The 23,217-nt window shown below is 62.0% G+C and carries 25 protein-coding genes; 15 read left to right on the top strand and 10 right to left on the bottom strand.

Annotated elements, in window-relative coordinates:
* Nucleotides 1-42 precede the first annotated feature (42 nt).
* Entirely contained in the window at nucleotides 43-879 is an 837-nt protein-coding gene (locus tag Q4G20_RS02985) for an ABC transporter permease (RefSeq protein WP_303341848.1), read from the top strand.
* Here Q4G20_RS02985 and choV read toward each other — a convergent pair.
* The 3 genes from choV to choX are packed head-to-tail and all read right to left on the bottom strand — an operon-like array spanning nucleotide 868 to nucleotide 3,660.
* On the bottom strand, nucleotides 868-1,869 hold the full coding sequence (gene choV, locus Q4G20_RS02980; protein ID WP_303341847.1) for a choline ABC transporter ATP-binding protein: 1,002 nt from the start codon (nucleotides 1,867-1,869) through the stop codon (nucleotides 868-870). The two genes, Q4G20_RS02985 and choV, sit on opposite strands and share 12 nt — an antisense overlap.
* On the bottom strand, nucleotides 1,866-2,717 hold the full coding sequence (choW, locus tag Q4G20_RS02975) for a choline ABC transporter permease subunit (protein ID WP_303341846.1): 852 nt from the start codon (nucleotides 2,715-2,717) through the stop codon (nucleotides 1,866-1,868). Before choW ends, choV begins: the two co-directional genes overlap by 4 nt.
* A 1-nt stretch (nucleotide 2,718) precedes the next feature.
* A complete protein-coding gene (gene choX, locus Q4G20_RS02970; protein ID WP_303341845.1) occupies nucleotides 2,719-3,660 on the bottom strand; it encodes a choline ABC transporter substrate-binding protein in 942 nt (313 codons plus the stop codon).
* A gap of 69 nt (nucleotides 3,661-3,729) precedes the next feature.
* Between choX and betI the strand changes: the two genes are divergently transcribed.
* Entirely contained in the window at nucleotides 3,730-4,284 is a 555-nt protein-coding gene (gene betI, locus Q4G20_RS02965; protein WP_303341843.1) for a transcriptional regulator BetI, read from the top strand.
* Nucleotides 4,285-4,360: 76 nt separating this feature from the next.
* On the opposite strand, the gene Q4G20_RS02960 is transcribed toward betI, so the two are convergent.
* Nucleotides 4,361-5,098, bottom strand: coding sequence for a DsbA family protein (locus Q4G20_RS02960; protein WP_303341842.1), 738 nt, complete (start codon nucleotides 5,096-5,098; stop codon nucleotides 4,361-4,363).
* Between the two features lie 124 nt (nucleotides 5,099-5,222).
* Here Q4G20_RS02960 and Q4G20_RS02955 point away from each other — a divergent pair, with 124 nt between their 5' ends.
* The 5 genes from Q4G20_RS02955 to Q4G20_RS02935 all read left to right on the top strand — a co-directional run bounded on the left by Q4G20_RS02955 (nucleotide 5,223) and on the right by Q4G20_RS02935 (nucleotide 12,676).
* On the top strand, nucleotides 5,223-6,356 hold the full coding sequence (locus Q4G20_RS02955; RefSeq protein ID WP_303341841.1) for a pyridoxal phosphate-dependent aminotransferase: 1,134 nt from the start codon (nucleotides 5,223-5,225) through the stop codon (nucleotides 6,354-6,356).
* Nucleotides 6,353-7,543, top strand: coding sequence for an N-acetylmuramoyl-L-alanine amidase (locus Q4G20_RS02950; protein ID WP_303341840.1), 1,191 nt, complete (start codon nucleotides 6,353-6,355; stop codon nucleotides 7,541-7,543). Before Q4G20_RS02955 ends, Q4G20_RS02950 begins: the two co-directional genes overlap by 4 nt.
* A gap of 101 nt (nucleotides 7,544-7,644) precedes the next feature.
* Nucleotides 7,645-10,194: a penicillin-binding protein 1A gene (locus Q4G20_RS02945; protein WP_303341838.1), complete on the top strand. Its 2,550-nt coding sequence runs from the start codon at nucleotides 7,645-7,647 to the stop codon at nucleotides 10,192-10,194.
* A gap of 68 nt (nucleotides 10,195-10,262) precedes the next feature.
* A complete protein-coding gene (gene prfB, locus Q4G20_RS02940) occupies nucleotides 10,263-11,390 on the top strand; it encodes a peptide chain release factor 2 (RefSeq protein ID WP_303341837.1) in 1,128 nt (375 codons plus the stop codon).
* 200 nt (nucleotides 11,391-11,590) lie between these two features.
* Nucleotides 11,591-12,676, top strand: coding sequence for a patatin-like phospholipase family protein (locus Q4G20_RS02935; protein ID WP_303341836.1), 1,086 nt, complete (start codon nucleotides 11,591-11,593; stop codon nucleotides 12,674-12,676).
* Between the two features lie 45 nt (nucleotides 12,677-12,721).
* Here Q4G20_RS02935 and Q4G20_RS02930 read toward each other — a convergent pair whose 3' ends face one another.
* Genes Q4G20_RS02930 through Q4G20_RS02920 form a run of 3 tightly spaced genes read right to left on the bottom strand, consistent with a single transcriptional unit; the run spans nucleotide 12,722 to nucleotide 14,887 of the window.
* Nucleotides 12,722-13,678, bottom strand: coding sequence for a pseudouridine-5'-phosphate glycosidase (locus Q4G20_RS02930; protein WP_303341835.1), 957 nt, complete (start codon nucleotides 13,676-13,678; stop codon nucleotides 12,722-12,724).
* Nucleotides 13,675-14,550 (bottom strand): PfkB family carbohydrate kinase, encoded by an 876-nt coding sequence (locus tag Q4G20_RS02925; RefSeq protein ID WP_303341834.1) that lies wholly within the window; start codon nucleotides 14,548-14,550, stop codon nucleotides 13,675-13,677. Before Q4G20_RS02925 ends, Q4G20_RS02930 begins: the two co-directional genes overlap by 4 nt.
* Nucleotides 14,540-14,887, bottom strand: coding sequence for a helix-turn-helix transcriptional regulator (locus Q4G20_RS02920; RefSeq protein ID WP_303341833.1), 348 nt, complete (start codon nucleotides 14,885-14,887; stop codon nucleotides 14,540-14,542). The genes Q4G20_RS02925 and Q4G20_RS02920 overlap by 11 nt, the downstream gene beginning before the upstream one ends.
* Nucleotides 14,888-15,082: 195 nt before the next feature.
* Between Q4G20_RS02920 and Q4G20_RS02915 the strand changes: the two genes are divergently transcribed.
* The 5 genes from Q4G20_RS02915 to Q4G20_RS02895 all read left to right on the top strand — a co-directional run bounded on the left by Q4G20_RS02915 (nucleotide 15,083) and on the right by Q4G20_RS02895 (nucleotide 17,769).
* The gene (locus tag Q4G20_RS02915) at nucleotides 15,083-15,424 is read left to right on the top strand and encodes an AtpZ/AtpI family protein (RefSeq protein ID WP_303341832.1); all 342 of its coding nucleotides are present in this window, start codon (nucleotides 15,083-15,085) and stop codon (nucleotides 15,422-15,424) included.
* 41 nt (nucleotides 15,425-15,465) lie between these two features.
* Nucleotides 15,466-16,173: a F0F1 ATP synthase subunit A gene (locus Q4G20_RS02910; protein WP_303341905.1), complete on the top strand. Its 708-nt coding sequence runs from the start codon at nucleotides 15,466-15,468 to the stop codon at nucleotides 16,171-16,173.
* A 71-nt stretch (nucleotides 16,174-16,244) separates the two neighbouring features.
* The gene (locus Q4G20_RS02905) at nucleotides 16,245-16,481 is read left to right on the top strand and encodes a F0F1 ATP synthase subunit C (protein ID WP_303341831.1); all 237 of its coding nucleotides are present in this window, start codon (nucleotides 16,245-16,247) and stop codon (nucleotides 16,479-16,481) included.
* A gap of 74 nt (nucleotides 16,482-16,555) precedes the next feature.
* Nucleotides 16,556-17,209 (top strand): F0F1 ATP synthase subunit B', encoded by a 654-nt coding sequence (locus tag Q4G20_RS02900; RefSeq protein WP_303341830.1) that lies wholly within the window; start codon nucleotides 16,556-16,558, stop codon nucleotides 17,207-17,209.
* Nucleotides 17,206-17,769 (top strand): F0F1 ATP synthase subunit B, encoded by a 564-nt coding sequence (locus tag Q4G20_RS02895; RefSeq protein ID WP_303341829.1) that lies wholly within the window; start codon nucleotides 17,206-17,208, stop codon nucleotides 17,767-17,769. The genes Q4G20_RS02900 and Q4G20_RS02895 overlap by 4 nt, the downstream gene beginning before the upstream one ends.
* Before the next feature lie 89 nt (nucleotides 17,770-17,858).
* Here the strand turns inward: Q4G20_RS02895 and Q4G20_RS02890 are convergent, their stop codons facing one another.
* Nucleotides 17,859-18,515 (bottom strand): OmpA family protein, encoded by a 657-nt coding sequence (locus tag Q4G20_RS02890; RefSeq protein ID WP_303341828.1) that lies wholly within the window; start codon nucleotides 18,513-18,515, stop codon nucleotides 17,859-17,861.
* A gap of 189 nt (nucleotides 18,516-18,704) precedes the next feature.
* Between Q4G20_RS02890 and nth the strand changes: the two genes are divergently transcribed.
* Together nth and Q4G20_RS02880 are read left to right on the top strand one after the other, a co-directional pair.
* On the top strand, nucleotides 18,705-19,367 hold the full coding sequence (nth, locus tag Q4G20_RS02885) for an endonuclease III (protein WP_303341827.1): 663 nt from the start codon (nucleotides 18,705-18,707) through the stop codon (nucleotides 19,365-19,367).
* Nucleotides 19,364-20,359: an adenosine kinase gene (locus Q4G20_RS02880; protein ID WP_303341826.1), complete on the top strand. Its 996-nt coding sequence runs from the start codon at nucleotides 19,364-19,366 to the stop codon at nucleotides 20,357-20,359. The genes nth and Q4G20_RS02880 overlap by 4 nt, the downstream gene beginning before the upstream one ends.
* Nucleotides 20,360-20,428: 69 nt before the next feature.
* On the opposite strand, the gene Q4G20_RS02875 is transcribed toward Q4G20_RS02880, so the two are convergent.
* On the bottom strand, nucleotides 20,429-21,403 hold the full coding sequence (locus Q4G20_RS02875) for an AraC family transcriptional regulator (protein ID WP_303341825.1): 975 nt from the start codon (nucleotides 21,401-21,403) through the stop codon (nucleotides 20,429-20,431).
* A 91-nt stretch (nucleotides 21,404-21,494) separates the two neighbouring features.
* Nucleotides 21,495-22,400 (bottom strand): tRNA (adenosine(37)-N6)-dimethylallyltransferase MiaA, encoded by a 906-nt coding sequence (gene miaA, locus Q4G20_RS02870; RefSeq protein ID WP_303341824.1) that lies wholly within the window; start codon nucleotides 22,398-22,400, stop codon nucleotides 21,495-21,497.
* Nucleotides 22,401-22,482: 82 nt separating this feature from the next.
* On the opposite strand from miaA, the gene pyrH reads away from it, so the two are divergent.
* Nucleotides 22,483-23,214, top strand: coding sequence for a UMP kinase (gene pyrH / locus Q4G20_RS02865; protein ID WP_303341823.1), 732 nt, complete (start codon nucleotides 22,483-22,485; stop codon nucleotides 23,212-23,214).
* Nucleotides 23,215-23,217 lie beyond the last annotated feature (3 nt).

Here is a 23,217-nt window from a genome sequence, read left to right as displayed (position 1 = left end):
TGCAAAGCACTGAACATGACGTGAGGATTGCAAGGCACGCATATGCCCGACATGCTGACACAAGCCAAGCCCGGTAAGGGCGCCGCGCCAAAGTTGCGCCCTGTCCATCGGCAACGCAGCTATGCCAGCTTTCGGGCGATTGGCGCGTTGATTCTGCGCGAAATGTCAACAACTTACGGCAAGTCGGCGGGTGGTTACCTGTGGGCTGTGGCGGAACCTGTCGCGGGGATCGCGCTGTTGACGGTGATTTTTTCGATGGGCTTTCGTTCGCCGCCACTCGGAACAAATTTTGCGATTTTTTATGCCACGGGCATGGTTCCGTTTATGTATTATTTGACAATTTCCGCAAAAGTCGGGAATTCTATTAATTATTCTAAAAAGCTGCTGTCCTATCCGGCGGTTACGTTTATGGATGCGCTTATTGCCCGGCTGGCGTTGAATATCGTGACGCAGCTTATGGTCGGCTATATCGTTTTTGCTGGAATTTATCTGTCGATGGAGACCCGAACCGACCCGCAAATCATCAAAATTGCGTTATCGTATCTGATGGGGTTTTCTTTGGCTGCGGGGGTTGGCACGCTGAATTGTTTTCTGTTTGCGGCTTTTCCGTCCTATCAACAAATCTGGTCGGTGGCGATGCGACCTTTGTTTATCGTGTCGTGTATCTTTTTTCTGTTCGACAATATCCCGCAGCCGTTCCGTAACTGGCTGTGGTGGAACCCCCTTATTCACGTCATTGGCCAAATGAGAGCCGCATTTTATCCGCAATATGCGGCGGATTATGTCAGCCCGCTCTATGTTTTTGCGCTGTCGCTGGTGTTGTTCACAATTGGACTGGCGTTTTTGGTCCGTTATCACCGCGATTTGTTATCCAGCTAAGCGGCGCAGGACCGCTGCCCGCGTCACGCGCCCGCCGGTTTCCACCGGCAGCGCGTCGGTATCCGCTAACCGGCCCAAGACCTGACGCAGCGGCAAATCCGCGGGCAGGGGGGCGCCATCCGCCGCGCCGGGTTCCGCCAAATCGGCGGCGGTCAGCACGTTCAGCGGGTTCAGATGCGCAACGAAATCAGCGACATAGGGCGTTGCCGGGGCGCTGATGATCTGATGCGCGGTGCCGGTCTGCACGATCCGCCCGCCCTGCATCAGCGCGATGCGGTTGCCCAGCTTAAACGCTTCGTCCAGATCGTGACTGACGAAGATAATCGTGCGCCCCGTCCGTGATTGCAGTTCCAGCAATTCGTCCTGCAACCGCGTGCGGATCAGCGGATCAAGCGCGCTAAAGGGTTCATCCATCAGCAAAATCGGCGCCTCGGTCGCAAAGGCGCGCGCCAGACCGACTCGTTGTTGCATCCCGCCGGACAGGTCGGCCAGCTTGCGATCCGCCCATTCGGTCAGGCCCACCGTCGCCAGTTGCTGATCGACCGCATCGCGTCGCGCCCGCGGGGACAGGCCCGCCAATTCCAGCCCCAAGCCGACATTTTCGCGCACGCTGCGCCATGGCAGCAGGCCGAATTGCTGAAACACCATTGACACATCACGCAGCCGAATATCGCGCAATTCCCGTGACTTGGCGTGACTGACCGACACCATCTGCCGGCCGCGCCGGATGCGCACCTGCCCCCGACAGACCGGGTTCAGCGCATTCACCGCCCGCAGCAGCGTGGATTTCCCCGACCCCGACAGCCCCATCAGCACGACAATCTCACCCACGCCGACCGACAGCGAACAGTCATGAACGCCCAAGATTTGCCCGGTTTCGGCCTTGATCACGTCGCGCGGCAATCCCTCATCCATCAGACGCAGGGCCTGTTTGGGGGCTTTGCCGAAAACAATGCTGACATTATCAAATTCGACTGCGTTTTCGGTCACTTACGCCCCCTGATCCGCAACATCCGGTCCAGCACAATCGCCACAACGACAATCACCATTCCAGATTCGAAACCCAAAGCCGTGTTCACCGTGTTCAGCGCGCGCACCACCGGCACGCCCAGCCCCGAGGCCCCGACAAGCGCCGCGATCACCACCATCGACAGCGATAACATGATCGTCTGGTTCAGCCCCGCCATGATCTGCGGCAGCGCATAGGGCAGTTCCACCTTCCACAGCAATTGACGCGGGGTTGCGCCAAAGGCGCGCGCGGCCTCGGTCAGGGCCACGGGGGTCTGGCTGATGCCGATTTGCGTTAACCGAATGGGTGCAGGCAGCACAAAAATCACCGTCGCCAGCAGCCCCGGCACCATGCCAATGCCAAAAAACACAATCGCCGGGATCAGGTAAACAAAGGTCGGCAGCGTCTGCATCAGATCCAGCACTGGCCGCATCCACGCATAAAGACGCGGGCGATGCGCGACGGCAATCCCAATCGGCACCCCCACGCCCATACAGACCAGACAGGACGCCAGAACCAGAGTCAGCGATTGCAACATTTCGGCCCAATAGCCTTGATTCAAAACGAATAACAGCCCGCACATCACCCAAAGGCAAGTGGTCAGCCGCCGCTGCATCGCAAAGGCCAGCCCGACCGCAATCGCCGTGAAAACCAACGGATGCGGCGCCTGAAGCGCGGTCAGAATGGCGCCGATCAGCGCCTCCATCACCGATGACAGCGCGTCAAATCCGGTGCTGAAGTTCGCGTTCAGCCAGTCAAAGCCTGATTTCGCGGTGCGGCCCACCGGGATTTTGGTCCCGGTGATCCAAGTCGTCAGTTCGGTTAACACGTTAACGCGCCAGTGCCGCCGTCAGCGCGGTTTCCGCGTCGTTGCCGTCCACCGTGGTCACGCCATGCAGCCACGCGACGGCGGCATCGGGGTTGTCACGCAGCCAATCGCGGGCCGCCGCCGCCGGATCCTGACCATCGTTCAAAATCCGCGCCATCACCTGATTTTCGGCGTCCAGCGTAAATTCCAGATTGTGCAGCAACCGCCCGACATTTTCACATTCCGCGACATAGCCTGCGCGGCTGACGGTCTGAACCTCGGCCCCGCCCAGATTGGGACCGAACAGATCATCCCCTCCGGTCAGATAGGTTAATTCGAACTGATTGTTCATCGGATGCGGTTCCCACCCCAGAAACACCACGGGGCGACCAGCCGTATCGGCGCGCGCGACCTGCGCCAACATCCCTTGTTCGCTGGATTCGATCACCTCGAACGTGCCAAGGCCGAACTGATCCATGGCAACCATTTCCAGCAACAGGCGGTTGCCGTCATTGCCCGGCTCGATGCCGTAAATCTTGCCATCAAGCGCCTGTTTTTGCGCCGCAATATCGGCAAAATCCCGAATCCCCAGATCGGCCCCGGCCTTATTCGTGGCCAGCGTGTATTTCGCCCCGGTCAGGTTCACGCGCACCCGGTCGATGGTGCCGGTATCCAGATAGGGTGCGACATCCGCGGCCATCGTCGGCATCCACGTCCCCAGAAACACGTCAATATCGCCGGTCGCCAATGCCGTAAACGTCACCGGCAGCGCCAGCAAACGGGTGTCGGTCTGATACCCCAAAGCCTCAAGAACGGTTGTCGTCAGGGCCGTGGTGGCGGTAATATCGGTCCAGCCAACATCGGAAAAGGTGACGGTGCGGCACTGTTCCGGCTCGGCCGAATGGGCGGGCAGGGCCAGCGTCACAGCGGAAATCAGCGCGGCGGACAGTCGGGTCAGGGTCATGGCAAATCCTTTTCTTGATTGACCAGTCAATTAAAAATCGTGGTTTATCCACGGCTTAGCGGGGATCATATGCCAAAAATCGGCGCGACGCCAATCCGAAAAGCGGCCCTGATCACCGCAACCATAGCCGAGGTCGGGCGCGCCGGAACGCTGGATGTGACGGTGGCCCAGATCGCGCGAAGGGCCGGAATGTCGCCTGCTTTGGCGCATCATTATTTCGGGTCCAAGGATCAGATTTTTCTGGCGGCGATGCGCCATATCCTTGCAAATTATGGGAAATCGGTGCGCGCGGCGCTGCGTCGGGCGGGGCCGGATGGGCGGCTGGACGCGATTATCACGGCCAGCCTTGCGCCCGAACACTTTGACCGCGACACGATCAGCGCATGGCTGAATTTTTACGCACTCGCACATGTGAACGCGGATGCGGCGCGACTGCTGCGGGTCTATCACCGCCGCCTGCGATCGAATCTGATTGCCGCGTTACGCCCCCGCAACGCGGCCCCCGAAACCACAGCCGACGCGATTGGCGCGATGATTGACGGGCTGTATCTGCGCGCGATGATGGCACCGCCCGCCGACCACGCGGCCACCTTGCGCGCGCTGATCGCCCAGCTGACGACATAGGCGGCGCCCCTATCTTCTGTGCGTAAATATCCCCGCCGGAGGCATCCGCCCGCACGGGCAAACGCCGCGGCGCGGATTACATCCCCTGCCGCACGGCCTGAATCGTCTCGGCAATCCCAGCATGAGGAACCCCGCGCAACATAGTGTCACCTATAACAAAAGTCGGCGTTCCTCGAATATTCATGCGGTCGCCCAATTGGCGGTTGGCGCGCAGAACATCCGTCACGCTTTCGGTGTTCATGCGGTTCAGAACCTCATCCCCGTCCACGCCAATATCGCGCGCAATCGCGCCCAAACTCGTTGGCGACGGCGTGCCGCGCATCTCCATCAACGCATGATGCGCCGCCAGATAGGCGTCATCGCCCGCAATCTGCTGCACCGCAATGGCGAATCGCGACGCGGTGTCGCTGTCCTGACCCAGGATAGGATATTCCTTCAAAATCAGCCGGATATTGCCGTCATCCTCAACCGATGTATGAACATCGTCATTCACGCGGCGGCAATAGCCACAGCGATAATCGATGAATTCCACAATCGTCAGATCCCCGTCAGGATTGCCGCCGACCCAGCTGTGACCATCATCAAACAACGCATCCCGGTTCGCCGCGACCAGTGCGACATCGGTCTGCGCCGCCGCTTCGGCCTGACGGGTTTCCAGAACATTGATGGATTCGATCAACACTTCGGGGTTTTCCATCAGATAGGCGCGCACCGCCTCGCCAAAGGCGGTTTTTTCAGTGTCGGTCATGGCCGACAAATCCAAGGCAATGGCGGGGGTCGCGGTCAGCATCAGCGCGGCGATCAGGCGTTTCATGGTCGGTCCTTTGGTCACTTTTGCGCAACTTGGCCCCTGCGGGCGGGGATGGCAAGCAAACCGTTATGAAAGCTGCGTGACGACGCGCCCCGCCTGCGTTATGACGCGCAAAAAAGGTGGGCGCATGAGACAATCGAAACGCGGGCAGGTGGATCCCTTTATCGTGATGGATGTGATGCAGGCGGCAGCGAATGCCGAGGCTGCGGGCCGCCACATTATTCATATGGAGGTCGGCCAGCCCGGAACCCCGGCCCCTGCGGGCGCGCGTCGCGCCTTGGCGGCGGCCTTGGAACAGCCCTTGGGTTACACGGTCGCGCTTGGCCTGCCGGAACTGCGGCAGGGGATCGCGGACCTGTATCGCCGCTGGTATGGCGTCGATCTGGACCCGGCGCGGGTTGTGATCACACCGGGCAGCAGCGGCGCGTTTATTCTGGCGTTTTCGGCGCTGTTTGATGCGGGCGATCGCGTCGCCATGGGCTATCCGGGTTATCCCAGCTATCGCCAGATTTTGCGAGCGATGTCGTTGGAACCCATGGGGATTTTGACCCGCGCCGAGGACCGCTATCAGCCGCGCCCCGGTGATCTGCCGGACGCGCAGGGGCTGATTCTGGCGTCCCCCGGTAATCCGTCCGGCACGGTTCTGACGCGGGATGAACTGCGCGCCCTGACCGATGCCGCCGCCGCGCGCAATATGGCGGTGATTTCGGACGAGATTTATCACGGCCTGTCCTATGGCGAACGCTGTGCTTCGGCGCTTGAAGTCACGGATGAGGTTTTCGTCATAAACTCTTTCAGCAAATACTTTTCTATGACCGGGTGGCGGATTGGCTGGATGGTGGTTCCGCCGTCGCATCTGCGCACGGTGGAACGGCTGGCGCAGAATATGTTCATCTGCCCGCCCCATGCCAGTCAGGTCGCCGCGCTTGCCGCCCTGCAATGCGAATCCGAGGCCGACGCAAACCGCGCCGTTTACGCCGAAAACCGGCGCTTGATGATGCAGGAATTGCCCAAAGCGGGCTTTGACCGTATCGCCCCGCCGGAAGGCGCGTTCTACATCTATGCCGATGTGTCGCATCTGACGGATGATTCGGTTCAGTTTGCCGCCGAAATCCTTGAACATGCCGGGGTGGCGGTGACTCCGGGGCTGGATTTTGACCCCGAACGCGGGCGTCAGACGCTGCGCTTTTCCTATGCCCGCGCGACGGCCGACATTGCCGAAGGCTTGCGCCGCCTGACCGAATATATGTCCTGCAGATGAGGATACTGGCGCTGATCCTGATGCTGCTGCCCGTCATGGCGGCGGCGGACCCCGCCCGGTTGGATCTGGGCGGGTCGTCGCTGGTCAAAACCGGGCGCGGCTGGTTTGGTGGTGCGCCTTTGGAACTGACCTTGGCGCTGACTGATCCGGTGCCGTATCGGGTGTTCGTGGTGGGTGATCCGGCGCGGTTGGTCGTGGATATGCAGGGCGTCGATCTGGCCGGTCAGGATGTGGCGCAGATGTTCGGCGCGGACCTGTCGCCCGCGATTCGCTGGGGCGTGCCGGAACGCGGCTGGTCGCGGCTGGTTGTGGAATTACCGGGGACGTATCACATTGATACGGCAACACAAATAACCGGCGCTGCGCCGCAAATCCGCATCACCTTGGCGCCGGTGTCCGAACGCGACTTTGCGCCGCGTCCGTCTGCGACGGCGGCGCTGCGCGGCTTGCCGGACCCGGCCGAATTGCCCGATGTGACGCGGCAGGGTGGGTTTATCGTGATGCTGGATCCGGGGCATGGCGGCTTTGACCCCGGCGCGCAGGCCGCTGGCGTGACCGAGGCGGAGCTGGTCCTGACCTTTGCCCATGAATTGCGGGCTGTTCTGGAAAATCAAGGCGTTACGGTCAAAATGACCCGCGACGATGACCGCTTTGTGTCGCTGGAAAACCGGATGACGGCGGCGCGTCAGGCGGGGGCGCATCTGTTTTTGTCGATCCATGCCGACGCGCTGCCGCAGGGGCAGGCGGCGGGTGCGACCGTTTACACCTGGAACCCGAACGCCAACAGCCAGGCCGCGCGGCAATTGGCCGAACGGCATGATCGCGCCGATTTGCTGGCGGGGATGGATTTGTCGGGCCATGATGACGCATTGGCCACGGCGCTGATGGGGTTTGCGCGCACCGATACGCAACCGCGATCCGAAACTTTTGCGCGGCATTTGACGTCGCGCATGGCGCTGATGGGGATTGGTCTGCATGGCCGCCCCGTGCAGGGCGCGGCTTTTTCGGTGTTGAAATCGCCCGATATTCCGTCGGTTTTGTTGGAATTGGGGTTCATCTCGGACAATGCCGATCTGACCAATATGACCGACCCCGACTGGCGCGCGCGTATGGCCGTCGCCGTGTCCGAGGCCGTCCTGAACTGGTCCCGCGACGAACAGGCGCGGGCGGATTTGTTGCGCCGTTAACCCGGTCTTAAACAAACACAGATATGTGAGGGTGCAGTGTTGTTTTGACCGCAGCCCCCCCGGCGGTTATAGCGGGGCCGTTAATGGAAAGGCGATAATTCGTGCTGCGCAGTGTTCTGTCCTTCTTTGGGGCGTTGTTTTCGTTGATCGTCACCGGGGTTTTCTTCGGTGCGGTGGTTGTGGGTGGGTTGTTCTGGGTGTTTTCCCGCGACCTGCCCAGCCATGAAACGCTGGCGCAATATACGCCGAAAACCATCAGCCGAATCTATTCCGGCGAAGGTGAACTGATCGACGAATTCGCCGAAGAACGGCGCGTTTTTGTGCCTTATGCCGAGGTGCCGGAACTGGTCAAACAAGCCTTTATCAGCGCCGAGGATAAGAATTTCTATCATCACCCCGGCTATGACCTGCGCGGCATCGCCGCCGCCGGGGTCGAGGCTGTGACCAGCCGTGGCGACAGCGTGCGCGGCGCATCTACGATCACCCAGCAGGTGATGAAGAATTTCCTGTTGTCCAGCGACCGCAGCATTGAACGCAAGATCAAAGAAATCATCCTTGCCGCGCGTCTGGAAGAAACGCTGGACAAAGATCAGATTCTGGAACTGTATCTGAACGAAATTTTCCTGGGTCAGAACAGCTATGGCGTGGCCGCCGCGTCGCAGACTTATTTCAACAAATCGCTGTCGGAACTCGCCCCGCACGAAGCCGCGATGCTGGCATCCATGCCGCAGGCGCCGGGCCGTTATCACCCCGTCCGGGCCAAGGAACGTGTGACCGCGCGCCGCAATTATGTTCTGCGCGAAATGTGGCAAAACGGGTTTATTACCCAAGATGTCTATGAATCCGAGGCCCGCCTGCCGCTGCGCAGCGTGCAAAATGGCGATTTCCCGTCGTTTCAGGAATCCCTGCCGCCGCGCGATTATTTCACCGACGAAATCCGCCGCCAGCTCAGCCGCGAATTCGGGCGTGAGGAATTTTTTGGCGGCGGCCTGACCATCCGCGCCACCGTGGACGAAGATTTGCAGGCCGCCGCCGCCAAATCGCTGCAAGATGCACTGGAAAAATACGACCGCGAACGTGGCGTTTGGAACGGCACGGGGCAGGTGCTGCCGCCCGAGTCCCTGCGGGACGAAGCCGCTTGGCGCGGCGCGCTGTGGGATCTGCAACTGCCGCGCGACATTCCCGGCTGGCGTCCGGCTGTTGTTCTGGCAATCGAAGGCGGCCGCGCCCGAATCGGGATCGAAGGGATCGCCGAACAAGGCAACGGCAACTGGATCCCGGCCGAAGATGCGCAATGGGCGCGCAAACGCCTGCCAAACGGCCGGCTGGCTGATCGCGCGCGCGGTGCGGGTGATCTGGTCGATGTCGGCGATGTGGTTCTGGTCCGCGCCATGACCCGCGACAGCGACGGCAGCTTTATCCGCTGGACCCTGCGCCAAGTCCCCGAAGTTCAGGGCGGTTTCGTGGCTATGGACGTGAATACGGGTCGCGTTTTGGCGATGCAGGGGGGGTTTTCTTATCAATCCTCGGTGTTTAACCGCGCCACGCAGGCGCAGCGTCAGCCGGGGTCCAGTTTCAAACCCTTTGTTTACGCGGCGGCACTGGACAACAACTATACCCCCGCCACGATTGTGGTGGACGAACCCATCCGCATCAACACGCCGCAAGGGTTGTGGGAACCGAAAAACGCATCGGGTCGCCATTACGGGCCCACGCCGCTGCGCACCGGCATTGAACAATCGCGCAACCTGATGACCATTCGGATCGCGGACGATGTCGGCATGGGCGTGGTTTCGAATTACGCTGAAAAATTCGGGGTTTACGACCGGCTATCGCCGTTTTTGGCCAACAGTCTGGGCGCGCAGGAAACAACGCTGTTTAAGATGGTCGCGGCCTATGCGATGTTTGCCAATGGCGGCGAACGGGTGGAACCGACGCTGGTTGACCGCGTTCAGGACCGCCGCGGGCGCACGGTCTATCGCCACGACCGGCGTGTGTGCGAAACCTGCGGGATGCAGGCGCTGCCTGCGGGGCAGGGGCCGGTGATCGACAGCAACCGCGAACGCGTGATGGACGCGGTGACGGCCTATCAGCTGACCTCGATGCTGGAAGGCGCGGTGCAGCGCGGTTCAGGCAGCGGCGTGAATCTGCGCGTGCCGGTCGCGGGGAAAACCGGGACGACGAACGACGCCAAGGATGTGTGGTTTGTCGGCTATACCAGCAATATCGTGGCGGGCTGTTACATGGGCTTTGACACGCCGCGCAGTCTGGGGCCGGGGGCTTTTGGCGGGACGCTGTGCGTGCCGGTCTTTAACGCGTTTATGCAACAGGCTGTGGCGGAATATGGCGGGCGCGCGTTCAAGGTGCCGCCGGGCGGGTTCTGGGTAAAAATCGACCGCATCACCGGGCAACGCCTGCCGGATAATGCGTCGGGTCCGAATGTGATCGCCGAATATTTCCGCGACGGCACCGATCCCGACTGGCAGGTTCCGTTCATCGTGTCAGGCTTTGGCGACGGGCCGGTGGTGCTGCCTTGGCAGGCAGAGGCGGATTCGCGGGCATCGACCCAGATCACGACATCCACCGGCGAACGGCGCGTCATCCCGCGCCAGACCGATTTTGGCACGCTCAGTTCGGGCGGCCTGTATTAGACCGGTTGCCCGCGCAGCCTGCGCGGGTTATCACGGCAAATCTGACGCCCGACCCAAGGAAACAACCGATGCGCGCCGAAACGCAAGCCACCATTGAATCTATCCGCCGCTCTCTGGCCCTGTTGGGGCAGCGCATGGATTGGCAGACCGCGCCGCACCGGCTGGAAGAAATGAACGCCATGATCGAGGCAGGCGACCTGTGGTCGGACCCGGCCCGCGCGCAAAAACTGATGCGCGAACGTCAGGCGCTGTCGGACGCGATCGAAACCTATCGCCGGATTGACGCGGATCTGTCGGCCAATGCCGAAATGGTCGAACTGGCCGAGGCCGAAGGCGACCCCGAATTGGTGGCCGAGGCCGAGGCAAACCTGAAAGAACTGGCCGACATGGCCGCGCAAAAAGAACTGGAAGCCCTGCTGAACGGCGAAGCGGACGCGAACGACACCTTTCTGGAAATCAACGCGGGCGCAGGTGGCACTGAAAGCTGTGACTGGGCGTCGATGCTGGCCCGGATGTATGTCCGCTGGGCCGAGAAAAAGGGCTATGACGTTGAATTGATGTCCGAAAGCGCCGGGGACGAAGCCGGGATTCGCAGCGCCGCCTATAAGATCAGCGGCCATAACGCCTATGGCTGGCTGAAATCCGAAAGCGGCGTTCACCGTCTGGTGCGCATCAGCCCCTATGACAGCGCGGCGCGGCGGCACACCTCGTTCAGTTCGGTTTGGGTGTATCCGGTCGTCGATGACAATATCGAAATCGTGGTGCCGGACAATGAAATCCGCATCGACACCTATCGGTCGTCCGGCGCGGGCGGTCAGCACGTCAACACCACCGATTCGGCGGTGCGGATTACGCACATCCCGACCGGCATCGTCGTGACCAGTTCGGAAAAATCGCAGCACCAGAACCGCGCAAACGCCATGGCCGCGCTGAAATCGCGCCTGTATGAAATGGAATTGCGCCGCCGCACCGAAAGCATTCAGGCCCAACACGACGCCAAAGGCGATGCGGGCTGGGGCAACCAAATCCGGTCCTATGTTCTGCATCCCTATCAAATGGTTAAGGATCTGCGCACCGGCGAAGAAACCAGCGACAGCCAAGGCGTTCTGGACGGCGATCTGGACAGCTTTATGGCGGCCACGCTGGCCATGGATGTCGCCGGCAAAAGCCGGGCCGAGGCGCAGGCTGACGACTGACGTTCATCTTGGCTGAAATATCCCGGGGTAAGAAGGGTCAGAAAAAGGTTCAGTGAACTTTTTTCCCGACGAACGTCCGCCCCATGGACGGGCTGGGGGCTGGCCACCGGCGGCCGCGGGACGCAAATAATTTGGAACGGAACGCGGTTGCTTTCCGTTCACATCCCGGTGATGCTGCAACTGCAAAGAACGGGGATATTATGGATCAAAAGTCGATCAATCTGGCGCTTCAGGGGGGCGGCGCGCATGGTGCCTTTACCTGGGGGGTGCTGGACCGGCTGCTGGATGAACCTTGGCTTGATATTGCCGGGATCAGCGGCACATCGGCGGGTGCGCTGAACGGCGCCGCGCTCAAGGCCGGATTGGCGCGCGGCAAGGGTCGTGGCGGGCGTCAGGCGGCGCGCGAAAATCTGGACAGCCTGTGGAATCAGGTCGGCGCGGTCAGCGATAACCGTATGATCCGATGGATGAATTCGCTGATGCCAACCACGCGCCCCTTTCAGCGCATGGCCGAGGCGTTTTCCCCCGCCGCATGGCTGGAACAGGTGACGCGGCTGTTCAGCCCCTATGATTACGGCCCGTTCTACGTCAATCCGCTGGCCGCGGTGCTGCGGGAATTGCCGCATCCTGACTTTGCGACCAGCCGCGGACCGGAATTGTTTGTTGCCGCAACCAATGTGCGCACGGGGCGGGTGCGGGTGTTCACCGGCGACCGGGTGACGCCGGATGCGGTGATGGCGTCGGCCTGTTTGCCGACGCTGTTTCAGGCGGTTGAGATTCACGACCCGCAAACGGGCCAAGTCGAATCCTATTGGGATGGCGGCTATGCGGCCAATCCGGCGCTGTTCCCGCTCTATCCTGAACGGTTCCCCCGCGATATTGTCGTGGTGGCGATCAATCCGATGATCCGCGAATGTCTGCCCCGCACCCCGGTTGAGATTTCCGACCGCGTGAATGAGGTCAGCTTTAACAGCTCGCTGTTGTCGCAATTGCGCGCGATCCATTTCGTCAAACGCCTGCATGCGGAAAACCGGCTGAAGGACCGCGCGATGAAGAACATCCTTGTTCATATGATCATGGATGATGCGTTGATGACGGACCTGTCGGCGCGGTCGAAACTGATGCCGAACCAACGTCTGTTGCTGCAAATGAAAGAGGCGGGGCAAAAGGCAGCAGATCAATTCCTGACCGATCACGCCAATAAGATTAACGACTGTGACAGCTGCAATATGGGTGAGATGTTTCAGCGCAGTCTGGACCTGACCGACGGCGTGTTTCAGGGATAACCGCGCGCGATGCTGGCGATGTTCCGCCAGCATCGCCGTTATTGGTTAACCCATCGTCACCGCATCCGCATTGCGGGCGCCCAAGGCCACCATCGACGCCGCAATCTGCGCCGCCAGTTTGGCGTTGTTCAGAACCAGTTCGATGTTGCTGTCCAGCGACCGGCCATCGGTCAGTTCAAAGATGCGTTGCAGCAGGAACGGCGTCACGGCCTTGGCGGCGATGCGTTGTTCGTCAGCCTCGGTCAGGGCCTGTTCGATGACCGGGGTGATCTGGTCCTGCGGGATTTCGGCATGGGCCGGGATCGGATTCGCGATCAGCTGCCCGCCGCGCAGACCCATGCGGGCGCGCATATCCGCCGCCGCCGCGATTTGATCCGGGTGATCCATCCGCAACGGCGCCGGGATCCCCGACATGCGCGACCAAAAGGCCGGCACTTCGTCCTGACCAAAGGCAATCACGGGAACGCCCAGCGTTTCCAAGACCTCCCATGTTTTGGGCAGGTCCAGAATCGCCTTGGCCCCGGCGGCCACCACGGTCACGGGTGTTTGCGCCAATTCGTGCAGGTCGGCGCTGATGTCGAAACTGGTTTCCGCGCCGCGATGCACGCCGCCAATGCCGCCCGTGGCAAAGACCCGAATCCCCGCCAGATGCGCGCAAATCATCGTCGCGGCAACGGTGGTCGCGCCGGTCCGGCCTGCGGCGACGCAGACGGCGATGTCGGCGCGGCTGACCTTCATCGCCATATGCTGCGGGGTGCGGGCCAGTTCCTGCAACGTGTCGTCAGTTAACCCGATATGGATGCGTCCGCCCATTACCGCGATCGTCGCAGGCGTTGCCCCGGCATCGCGGATCGTCTGTTCCACCTGACGCGCCATGTCCAAATTTTGCGGGAACGGCATCCCATGGGTGATGATCGTGGATTCCAAGGCCACGACGGGACGGCCAGCATCCAAAGCGTCAGCGACTTCGGGCGCAAAGGTAAGGGGGGCTGCGTGGGTCACGGGACATCCTTTCCAGAAACATGCGCGGCCGACGCCTGAACCGCCTGCCGCAGGGCCGCATCGCGCGGCAGATTGTCCCGCTCTGCTGCCAGATGGGCGGCCAGAAAGCAATCGCCCGCCCCGGTGACGCGCGCAACTGTGACGCTGGGCGGCGTTTCGGTCAGGATCGGTTCGCCCGCAACCGCATCCGCGACGGTAAAGGGGCCATCGGTGACCAACACCCGCGCCGCGCCTCGGGCCAGAACCGCCTGCGCCGCCGTGGCGGCATCGGGGCAGGGGTGACCGGCCAGAATTTCAGCCTCAATCCGGTTCAGATAAAAACAGCCGCGCCGCGCGTCGATCAGCGGCGACAGGCGTTCGGCCTTGCCGGGGCTGGCGGGGATCACGCGCAGATCGGCGCGCGCCAGACGGGGATCCTGCGCGATCTGGGCCAGCAAGCTTTCGGTCAAATTGCCATCCAGCACCACCGGCCCCGACCAGTCCCGCAGCGCATCCGACAGCGGCGCCAGAATCGCATCGCCCGCCTGTTCCAGACTGTGCGCGTCGGCAATGGCGGCGATAAGGCCGTTCACATCCTCGACCGCCATATAGGAATCGGTGGGCAGGCCGGTGTCGCGGGCCAGAAAATCGGTCAGCACGCCCAGTTCCTGCGACTGCGCGATCAGAGCGTCGCCTTGGGGGTCGCGGCCCACGGCGGACAGGATCGCGGGGCGCATCCCCCACCGAGCGGCGGCAATCGCAACATTCAGCGCGACCCCGCCGGGGATGTGGCGGATGCGTCCGGGGACGTCGTGGCCCGCCTTCATCCGGCGTTCGCTGCGTCCGATAATGTCCCACAGCATCGCGCCGATGCACAGGATGTCAGGGGTCATCACGCTCTCCTAATTCGGTTTGCAGGAACCGTTCGAAATCATCCAGATCCACGGGGTCAAACTGGCCAAAGCCCTGCATCCAGATGGACGCCGCGCGCATCCCGTCCGGGTCCAGTTTGCACCATGTGATCCGTCCGCGCCGTTCTTGCCGGATCAGGCCCGCGCCTGCAAGCACCGCCAGATGTTTTGAAATCGCCGCCAGACTGACATCGAACGGCGCGGCCACGTCGCTGACGGCCATGTCATCTTCCAACAGCATAGCCAGCACGCGGCGCCGGGTGGGGTCGGCCAGTGCGGCGAAAATCTGATCCAAAGGCGCGGTGTCGGAGGAGGTCATCAAGCTATTGCGGGGCGTAAAGGTCAACTAACCGGTTGAATAATGACGGGGCGTCATCCGGATTGCAAGGATCATTGCACAAACTGGTTTCCAGAAAGTTAACGTAAAAACAATACCTTGCGGGTGGGGTTGTTTCGGTTGACTTAGGCGGCGGATGCCCTTAGACAACCGGCAACGAACACGGGGGCGTGAGATATGGCGGACAGGCCCCAGAATGGCGCAGATCGGGACGATGCCCGCCTGCGCGATCTGGAAAAACGTCTGGCCGAATTGGCGCGCACCCCGGACGCACCCGGAATCGGGGCGAAATACGAACAGGCCAATCTGGCCTGGCGCATGGTAACGGAATTGGTGACCGGGCTGGGGCTTGGTTTGGCAATCGGTTACGGTCTGGATTATCTGTTCGGCACCAAGCCGTTTCTGATGGTCCTGTTTATTTTCTTCGGTCTTGCGGCCGGCGTCAAAACGATGATGCGAACCGCGTCCGAAATTGACAGAAAATCCGGCCCCGCGCCGGAGAATGATGAGAGGGACTGATCGTGGCGGCAGAAAATAGTGGCGGTCTTGAATTTCATCCGATGGACCAGTTTCTGGTCAAACCGTTGTTCGGTGACGGCGCGGTGCATTGGTATACCCCCACGAATGTCACGCTGTGGTTGTTCCTGACGGCATTGGCGGCGATTGCGCTGTTGGTTTTGGGCAGCCGTGGCCGCGCCATTGTTCCGAACCGCGCGCAGTCGGTTGCCGAACTGGCCTATGGTCTGGTTCACAAAATGATCGTGGACATCGCGGGCAAAGACGGCTTGCGTTACTTTCCCTATGTCCTGACGCTGTTTATGTTCATCGTGTTCGCCAACCTGCTGGGTCTGGTGCCGATGGCGTTCACCGTGACCTCGCATATCGCGGTGACGGCGGTGCTGGCCATGGCGGTGTTTGTGGGCGTGACCGTGATTGGTCTGGTCACCAACGGCGTGCATTTCTTTGATCTGTTCTGGATCCGCTCGGCCCCCTTGGCGGTGCGTCCGATCCTGGCGGTGATCGAGGTGATCAGCTATTTCGTGCGCCCGCTGAGCCTGTCCATTCGTCTGGCTGGCAACATGATTGCAGGTCACGCCGTGATCAAAGTTTTTGCGGGCTTTGCAGCGATTGCCGCTGTTGCCCCGGTGGCCGTGGTTGCCGTGGTCGGTATGTATGCGTTCGAGGTGCTGGTCGCCTTTGTTCAGGCATATGTGTTCACCATCCTGACCTGTGTGTACTTGAAAGATGCGTTGCACCCGTCGCACTGACGGCTGCAACCCCGCGCGGCACCCGCCGCATTAACCAAATTGCCAAACTTCCAACCGCAAGGAGAGATAATATGACGGGCAATATCGGAGAACTGGGCCAGTATATCGGCGTTGGTCTGACCGCATTCGGCATGGGCTTTGCTGCCCTGGGTGTGGGCAACGTGGCTGGCAACTTCCTGGCAGGCGCTCTGCGTAACCCTTCGGCCGCTGCTGGCCAAACCGCTACGCTGTTCATCGGCATGGCATTCGCCGAAGCACTGGGGATCTTCTCGTTCCTCGTCGCACTGCTGCTGATGTTCGCGGTCTGATCCCACGCCATCCTTGCGGCGGGGTGGGGGATTGCCCCCGCCCCTTCGTGACTTTCAAGGCCATGGGGTAGGATATGAGCAGCCTGTTGCAAGCGACCGCGCCAACGGCGGTCGAAACGACGCCTCAGGGCGTCATTACTGTGGATCAAACCGCACCGGCACATGGGGCAGGCCATGCCGCGTCCTATGGGGTCGAACCGGCGGCTGTCGCGGATCACGCGGCGCAGGCCAGCGGTCTGCCGCAGTTGGATGTGACCACCTTTGCCAACCAGATCTTCTGGCTGGTGATTACGCTGGTGGTTCTGTATCTGGTGCTGTCGCGGGTCGCTTTGCCCCGTATTGGCGCCGTGATTTCGGACCGTCAGGGTGCGATCACCGGCGATCTGATGGCCGCAGAAGAATTCAAGCTGAAGGCCCGCGAAGCCGAGGCGGCCTATGACAAGGCACTGGCCGATGCCCGCGCCGAGGCGCAGCAGATCGTCGGCAAAAACCGTGCCGAAATTCAGGCCGAACTGGACGCCGCGATTGCCAAGGCAGATGCCGAAATCGCCGCCCGTGCGGCGGAATCGGAAAAGCGGATTGCTGAAATTCGTGAATCCGCGGTTGCCAATGCGCATGACGTGGCGCGCGATGTGACGGCTGAACTGGTGCGCAGCTTTGGCGGCACCGTCGATCAGGCGGCTATCGACAGCGCGGTCGACAACCGGATGAAAGAGGTGCTGCAATGACGCGTTTCTTTGCCATCGTTGGCGCCGGTGCCGTTGCTGCCGGTCCCGCATTTGCGGCCAGCGGCCCGTTCTTTTCGCTGCGGAATACGGACTTTATCGTCCTGATTTCGTTCTTGGTGTTCGTGGGGATTTTGGTTTACTTCAAAATCCCGCAACTCTTGGGCAACCTGCTGGACAAACGCGCCGACGGTATCCGCAAGGATCTGGACGAAGCGCGCCGCATCCGGGAAGAAGCACAGGAAATCTATGCCAATTACGAACGCCGCCAGCGTGAGGTCAGCACCCAAGCCGACCAAATCGTGACCAATGCCCGCCGCGAGGCCGAGGCGCAGGCCGCGAAAGCCAAGGCCGATCTGAAAACCTCGATCGAGCGTCGCCTGCAAGCCGCGCAAGATCAGATCAGCAGCGCCGAAAACGACGCCGTTCGTGCGGTGCGTGATCGTGCGGTTGCGGTTGCGGTTGCCGCCGCGTCCGAAGTGTTGGCCAAACAGGTCGGCGCCGGTCAGCGCGGTGCCGGGATCGACGAAGCCATCGACGATGTGGCGCGTCGCCTGAACTAAGACCTACGGACAGTGATCACAAAAAACCCCCGGCAAAACCGGGGGTTTTTCTTTGGCGTATCGGGGCCGGCGAACCGGCCCGCCTTGGATTACTGCGTCGGGCGGATGATGATTTCCACGCGGCGGTTCTGGGCGCGCCCTTGGGCCGTGTCATTCGACGCAACCGGCTGCGTCAGGCCGCGACCCGTTGCGGTCAGGCGGTTTTGCGCGACACCGGCAGCGGCCAGAATGCCCATCACCGAATTCGCGCGGCGCTGCGACAGGTCCATATTATGCGCGGCGGAACCGGTGTTGTCGGTGTGGCCGATCACCTCGACCCGGCTGTTCGGGAATTGGTTCAGGTTGCGCGCGACCTGATACAGATCATTCTGCGCCGGGCCGGACACCGCCGCCGAATCTGTGGCGAACAGGATCCCGTCCGGCATCACGACCTGCAAATGCGTGCCATGGTTGACGATGCGGATGTTCGGGTTCGTAACCGATTGTTGCAGCGCCTGCGCCTGACGGTCCAGCACATTGCCCGCGACCGCGCCGATGGCCGCGCCAACAATCGCGCCGCGCGCCGCGTCACGGCCCCGTCCGCTGCGGTCGTCGTCACGGGTCGCGCCGTAAATCGCGCCCGCTGCGGCACCGGCCAAGACGCCTTGCTGCGTGCGGCTCAGCCCACCGGCGGCGTTAGGGTCGGCGCAGGCCGTCAGCGCCAGAACGCCGGACGCGGCAATGATCGTCGTGGTGCGAAGTTTCATCCGGTTTTCCTTCCGTTGAAATGGCCGCATTGCGCGACCGAAAAGATTTTGAATCCTGCGGGATTCTAACGCGCCAATCGTCGCGCAGTTCCGCGCCAAAAGAAAGCCTAACCGGCTGACAGATTGTCACATTCCGGCGATGCTTTCCGGCGCTTGCATTCGCGGGCGGCTGCGGTCAAAAGCAGTGGCATGAGCCGGTCCAAACGCCTTGCCCCTCCGCTGCCATTTGCGCAGCAAGTTGCGATTTTTTCGCGGTTCCAACAGGCGGAACCCGCGCCGGAAACGGAATTGGAGTTCGTGAACCCATTTACCCTGGTTGTGGCGGTCGCATTGTCGGCGCAGGCAACCGATGTGGGCGTCAATAAGGCGACGCGGGGCCTGTTTGCCGTGGCCGATACGCCGGAAAAGATGCTGGAGCTGGGCTTGGATGGCGTGACCGACCATATCAAAACCATCGGCCTGTTCCGGCAAAAGGCAAAGAATGTCATTGCCTTATCCGAAATTCTGATCCGCGATTATGGCGGGCAGGTGCCGGACAGTCGCGCGGCGTTAACCAGCCTGCCCGGCGTGGGGCGCAAAACCGCGAATGTCGTGTTGTCCTGCGCCTTTGGCCATCCGGCGCAGGCCGTTGATACGCATATTTTCCGCGTCGGCAACCGCACCCGCATCGCGCCGGGTCATGACGTCGATCAGGTCGAACGCGCGATCGAGGATAACGTCCCCGCGCGGTTTCAGAGCCATGCGCATCACTGGCTGATTTTGCACGGTCGTTATATCTGTCAGGCGCGGCGGCCCCGATGCGGGGTGTGCACGATCCGCGACCTGTGCCCATATGAGGAAAAAACCGAATGACTCCCTATGTGATTGGGATTGGCAATGCGATCATGGATGTGATCGCGCCCGCAACGGATGACGGCCTGAAAACGCTGGGCGTGGAAAAGGGGATCATGCAGTTGATCGACCGCGAACGGTCCGATGAGCTGACCGCCGCGCAATCCGCCGCGGGGCAAAAGGCGCAGTTGATCCCCGGCGGGTCGGTTGCGAATACTCTGGCCGGGATTGGGATGCTGGGGCTGCGCACGGCCTTTATCGGGCGGGTCGCGGCTGATCCTCTGGGCCTGTCCTATGCCGAACAGACCGAGGCCGCCGGGACCGTCTTTGTCAATCCGCCCGTTGCCGGTGACGCGCTGCCCACCAGCCGCAGCATCATTATGGTGACGCCGGATGGTGAACGGTCGATGAACACTTATCTGGGGATTTCGGCGGATTTGGGGCCGGATGACGTCAACCCGTCGGTGTTTTCGGGTGCGGGCTGGCTGTTTTTGGAAGGGTATTTGTTCGACAAACCCGCCGGAAAACAGGCGTTTTTGCGCGCTGCCGATGCCTGCCATGCGGCGGGCGGCAAGGCCGGGATTGCGCTGTCCGATCCGTTTTGCGTGGATCGTCACCGCGACGATTTCCGCCGTTTGGTCGCGGGGCCGATGGATTATGTCATTGGCAATGTTCATGAATGGGAATCGCTGTATCAAACCGATCTGGACAACGCGCTTGCGCAGGCTGTGGCCGATTGTGGCACGGTGATTTGCACCCGATCCGGCGATGATGCGGTGCTGATCCGTGGCGATGAGCGTGTGACCGCGCCGGTTCATCGCATTGTTCCGGTCGATGCCACCGGGGCGGGCGATCAGTTTGCCGCCGGTTTGATCTATGGCCTGGCGGTTGGCGCGCCCTTGGCCGTTGCCGGTCGCATGGGCTGCGTCGCCGCCGCCGAGGTGATCGGCCATGTCGGCGCCCGGCCTCTGCGTGATATTCGCGATGATTTCCGGGCCGAGGGGCTGATCTGAACCGAGAGGCTGGGGGCGCGTTGCCCCCCAGACCCCCCAAGGATATTTAAGCACAGAAGATAGGTGCGTTTACCCGCGTTTGCCGTTGATTTGGTTGCGAAACACCTCGGGCGTGCGGCCGGTGGCGGCGACAAAGGCGCGGGTGAAATGCGCGTGGCTGGTATAGCCCAGATTGGCGGCGATGCGCGCGGGCGTCAGGGGGGTGTGGCGCAAGAGTTCCGCCGCGCGTTCCAGCCGCAGGTCGTTCATCAGGTCAATCGCCCGCCGTCCCCGTGCCGCGATACAGGCGTGATCCAGCATGGCCGAGGTTGCGCCCAATTCCTGTGCCATATCGGCAATCGTGCGGCACTGGCCGATATGCATCCGCGCCAGTTCCAGAAAGCGATCCACCAGCGGGCGGTTTGCGGTCCAGATCGCGCTGCCTGAGTCGGCAGGGCGCGCGGGTGTCAGCCGCGACAGGCGCAGCGCCAGCAGGTTCAGCAGGCAGGCGCGGGTGTCGGGGTCGCTTTGGCCCGCCAGTTCGCGGATATTGCTGTGCAAGGCGGCGGCGTCGGTGACGGTCGCGTCCAGCAGCCGGTCGGGCAGGAGCGGAGTTGTCGCGCGCGTCAGGCTGGGCGGCAGCAGCAGCACATGACCCATCGTGTCAGTTCGCGGCATCGCGGCAAAGGCGGTGCCGGCGGGCAGAAACCGCAGATCGCCCGCATTCAGCATCTGACCCGACCGCGGCAGGTCCAGCCGGATGCGCCCCTGCGTCACCCAGATCAGCGTATGTTCCGGGCGTGTCCGTGGGCGCGGCGGGTTGGCGGCGCTGCCCCAGACAAAGGCCTGCAACGGCAAGAGGCGCAGGCGGTCGGCGCGCGGGGCAATCCGGCGTGTGGGCAGTGGGTTACGCAGCAGCAGCGGTTGGGGTTTCGGCACACTGGCCTGTTCATCGCCGGGCAAGGGCAGCGCCGGATCGGCCATGCCGGCAGGCGTCGGCGCCCCCAGCTTTGCGGCGCTGAAGGGGAATCCGGCGTTCCAGTTGTCCCGTTCAAAGGCGGCCATATCACATTACACTTATTACTGCGTTATAAGCGGATTATTGCCTTACGGCCTCAGAAATCAACCGGAACACACCGAAAAGTCTTATCAAATTTTATCCGTTATGCGGCGGCGCAACACCATTTGGCCCGACCTGCCACGGCGTCCAGTCGCGCATTCGGCCCCGAAACCAGATGCGTTGTGATTTCGCATATTGGCGCGTGGCGATGATGGCCCGTTCGGTGGCCTGTTCCAGCGTCGTTTCGCCGCGCAGATGGGCGATCAGTTCCGGCGCGCCGATGGCCCGCGCCCATTGTTGGGATGGGTCCCAATGGGGCAGCATGGCGCGGGCCTCGGCCAGGGCATCGTCCGCCATCATCGCGTGGAAACGCTGGGCGATGCGGTCGGCCAGCCAGTCGCGGTCGCTGGTCAGGACGATGCGCTGACTGTCGGCGGGGCCGATCAGCGGGGGCGGGGTGTCGGCCTGCCAATCGGAAAGGCCGCGCCCGGTGGTCTGCCACACCTCCCACGCGCGTTGCACGCGGGCGGGGTTTTGCGTGTCGATGCGGTCGCGGGTCGGTGCGTCCAGTTCGGCCAGCATCGCGGCCAGACCGCCCCCGGCCAGCATCGCATCGCCTGCCGCGCGGATTTCGGGCGGGGTTGCGGGAATCTCGGCCAAGCCGCGCGTTAACGCCGTCAGATACAGCCCCGTGCCGCCTGCGATAATCAGCCTCTGCCCGGTCAGGGCCGCGACCTGACGCAGCCAATCGCCCACGGAATAGGACGCCCCCGGCGCGACGTGACCATAGAGGGCGTGGGGCGCCGCCGCTTCGTCCGCCACCGATGGGCGCGCGGTCAGCACCCGCCAGCAGGACCACACCTGCAACGCATCGGCGTTCACGATCAGCCCGCCTTGCGCCTGCGCGACCGCCAAGGCCAGCGATGATTTCCCGCTGGCCGTTGGTCCTGCGATCAGCAGATGCCGCCCCGCGTCGATGTGATCCAGAAAACGATCCGGCATAACCCCATCCGCACAGTTGATTTCGCGGCTCTTTTGCGACATTTAACAGCCCAAGAAAAGCACCACGACACAGGAGACCGGGATGAGCGACGAAACAAACGCACCGACCCAATACAAACGGGTCATGTTGAAAATCTCGGGCGAGGCGCTGATGGGGCCGCAGGGGTTTGGCCTGCATCCGCCCACCGTGTCCCGCATCGCCGATGAGGTCGAATCGGTCCAGAAAATGGGGGTCGAGGTGTGTATGGTCATCGGCGGCGGCAACATCTTTCGCGGCTTGCAGGGCAGCGCGCAGGGGATGGAACGCACGACCGCCGATTACATGGGGATGCTGGCCACGGTGATGAACGCGCTTGCCATGCAATCCGCGCTTGAGGCCAAGGGCCTGCATTGCCGCGTGATTTCCGCGATCCGCATGGATGAGGTGTGTGAACCCTATATCCGCCGCCGCGCCATCCGCCATCTGGAAAAGAAACGCATCATCATTTTCGCCGCCGGCACCGGCAACCCCTATTTCACGACCGACACGGCGGCGACGCTACGCGCCAGCGAAATGAACTGCGAAGCGATCTTCAAAGGCACCAAGGTGGACGGCGTCTATGACAAAGACCCGGTGAAGCACGCCGATGCCAAACGCTATGGCGATGTCAGCTATGACGAAGTGTTGCAGAAACATCTGGGCGTGATGGACGCATCGGCCATTGCCCTGGCGCGCGACAACCGTTTGCCGATCATCGTGTTTTCGCTGGATGAACCGGGCGGGTTCCGCACGATTCTGGAAGGCAAAGGCACCTATACCCGCGTGCATAACTGACGC

Origin of the sequence: Paracoccus sp. (in: a-proteobacteria), from assembly GCF_030538495.1 — a bacterium.
Classification (GTDB): domain Bacteria; phylum Pseudomonadota; class Alphaproteobacteria; order Rhodobacterales; family Rhodobacteraceae; genus Paracoccus.
The sequence above is the reverse complement of the archived record's forward strand: the minus strand, read 5'-3'. Positions and strand labels throughout refer to the sequence as shown.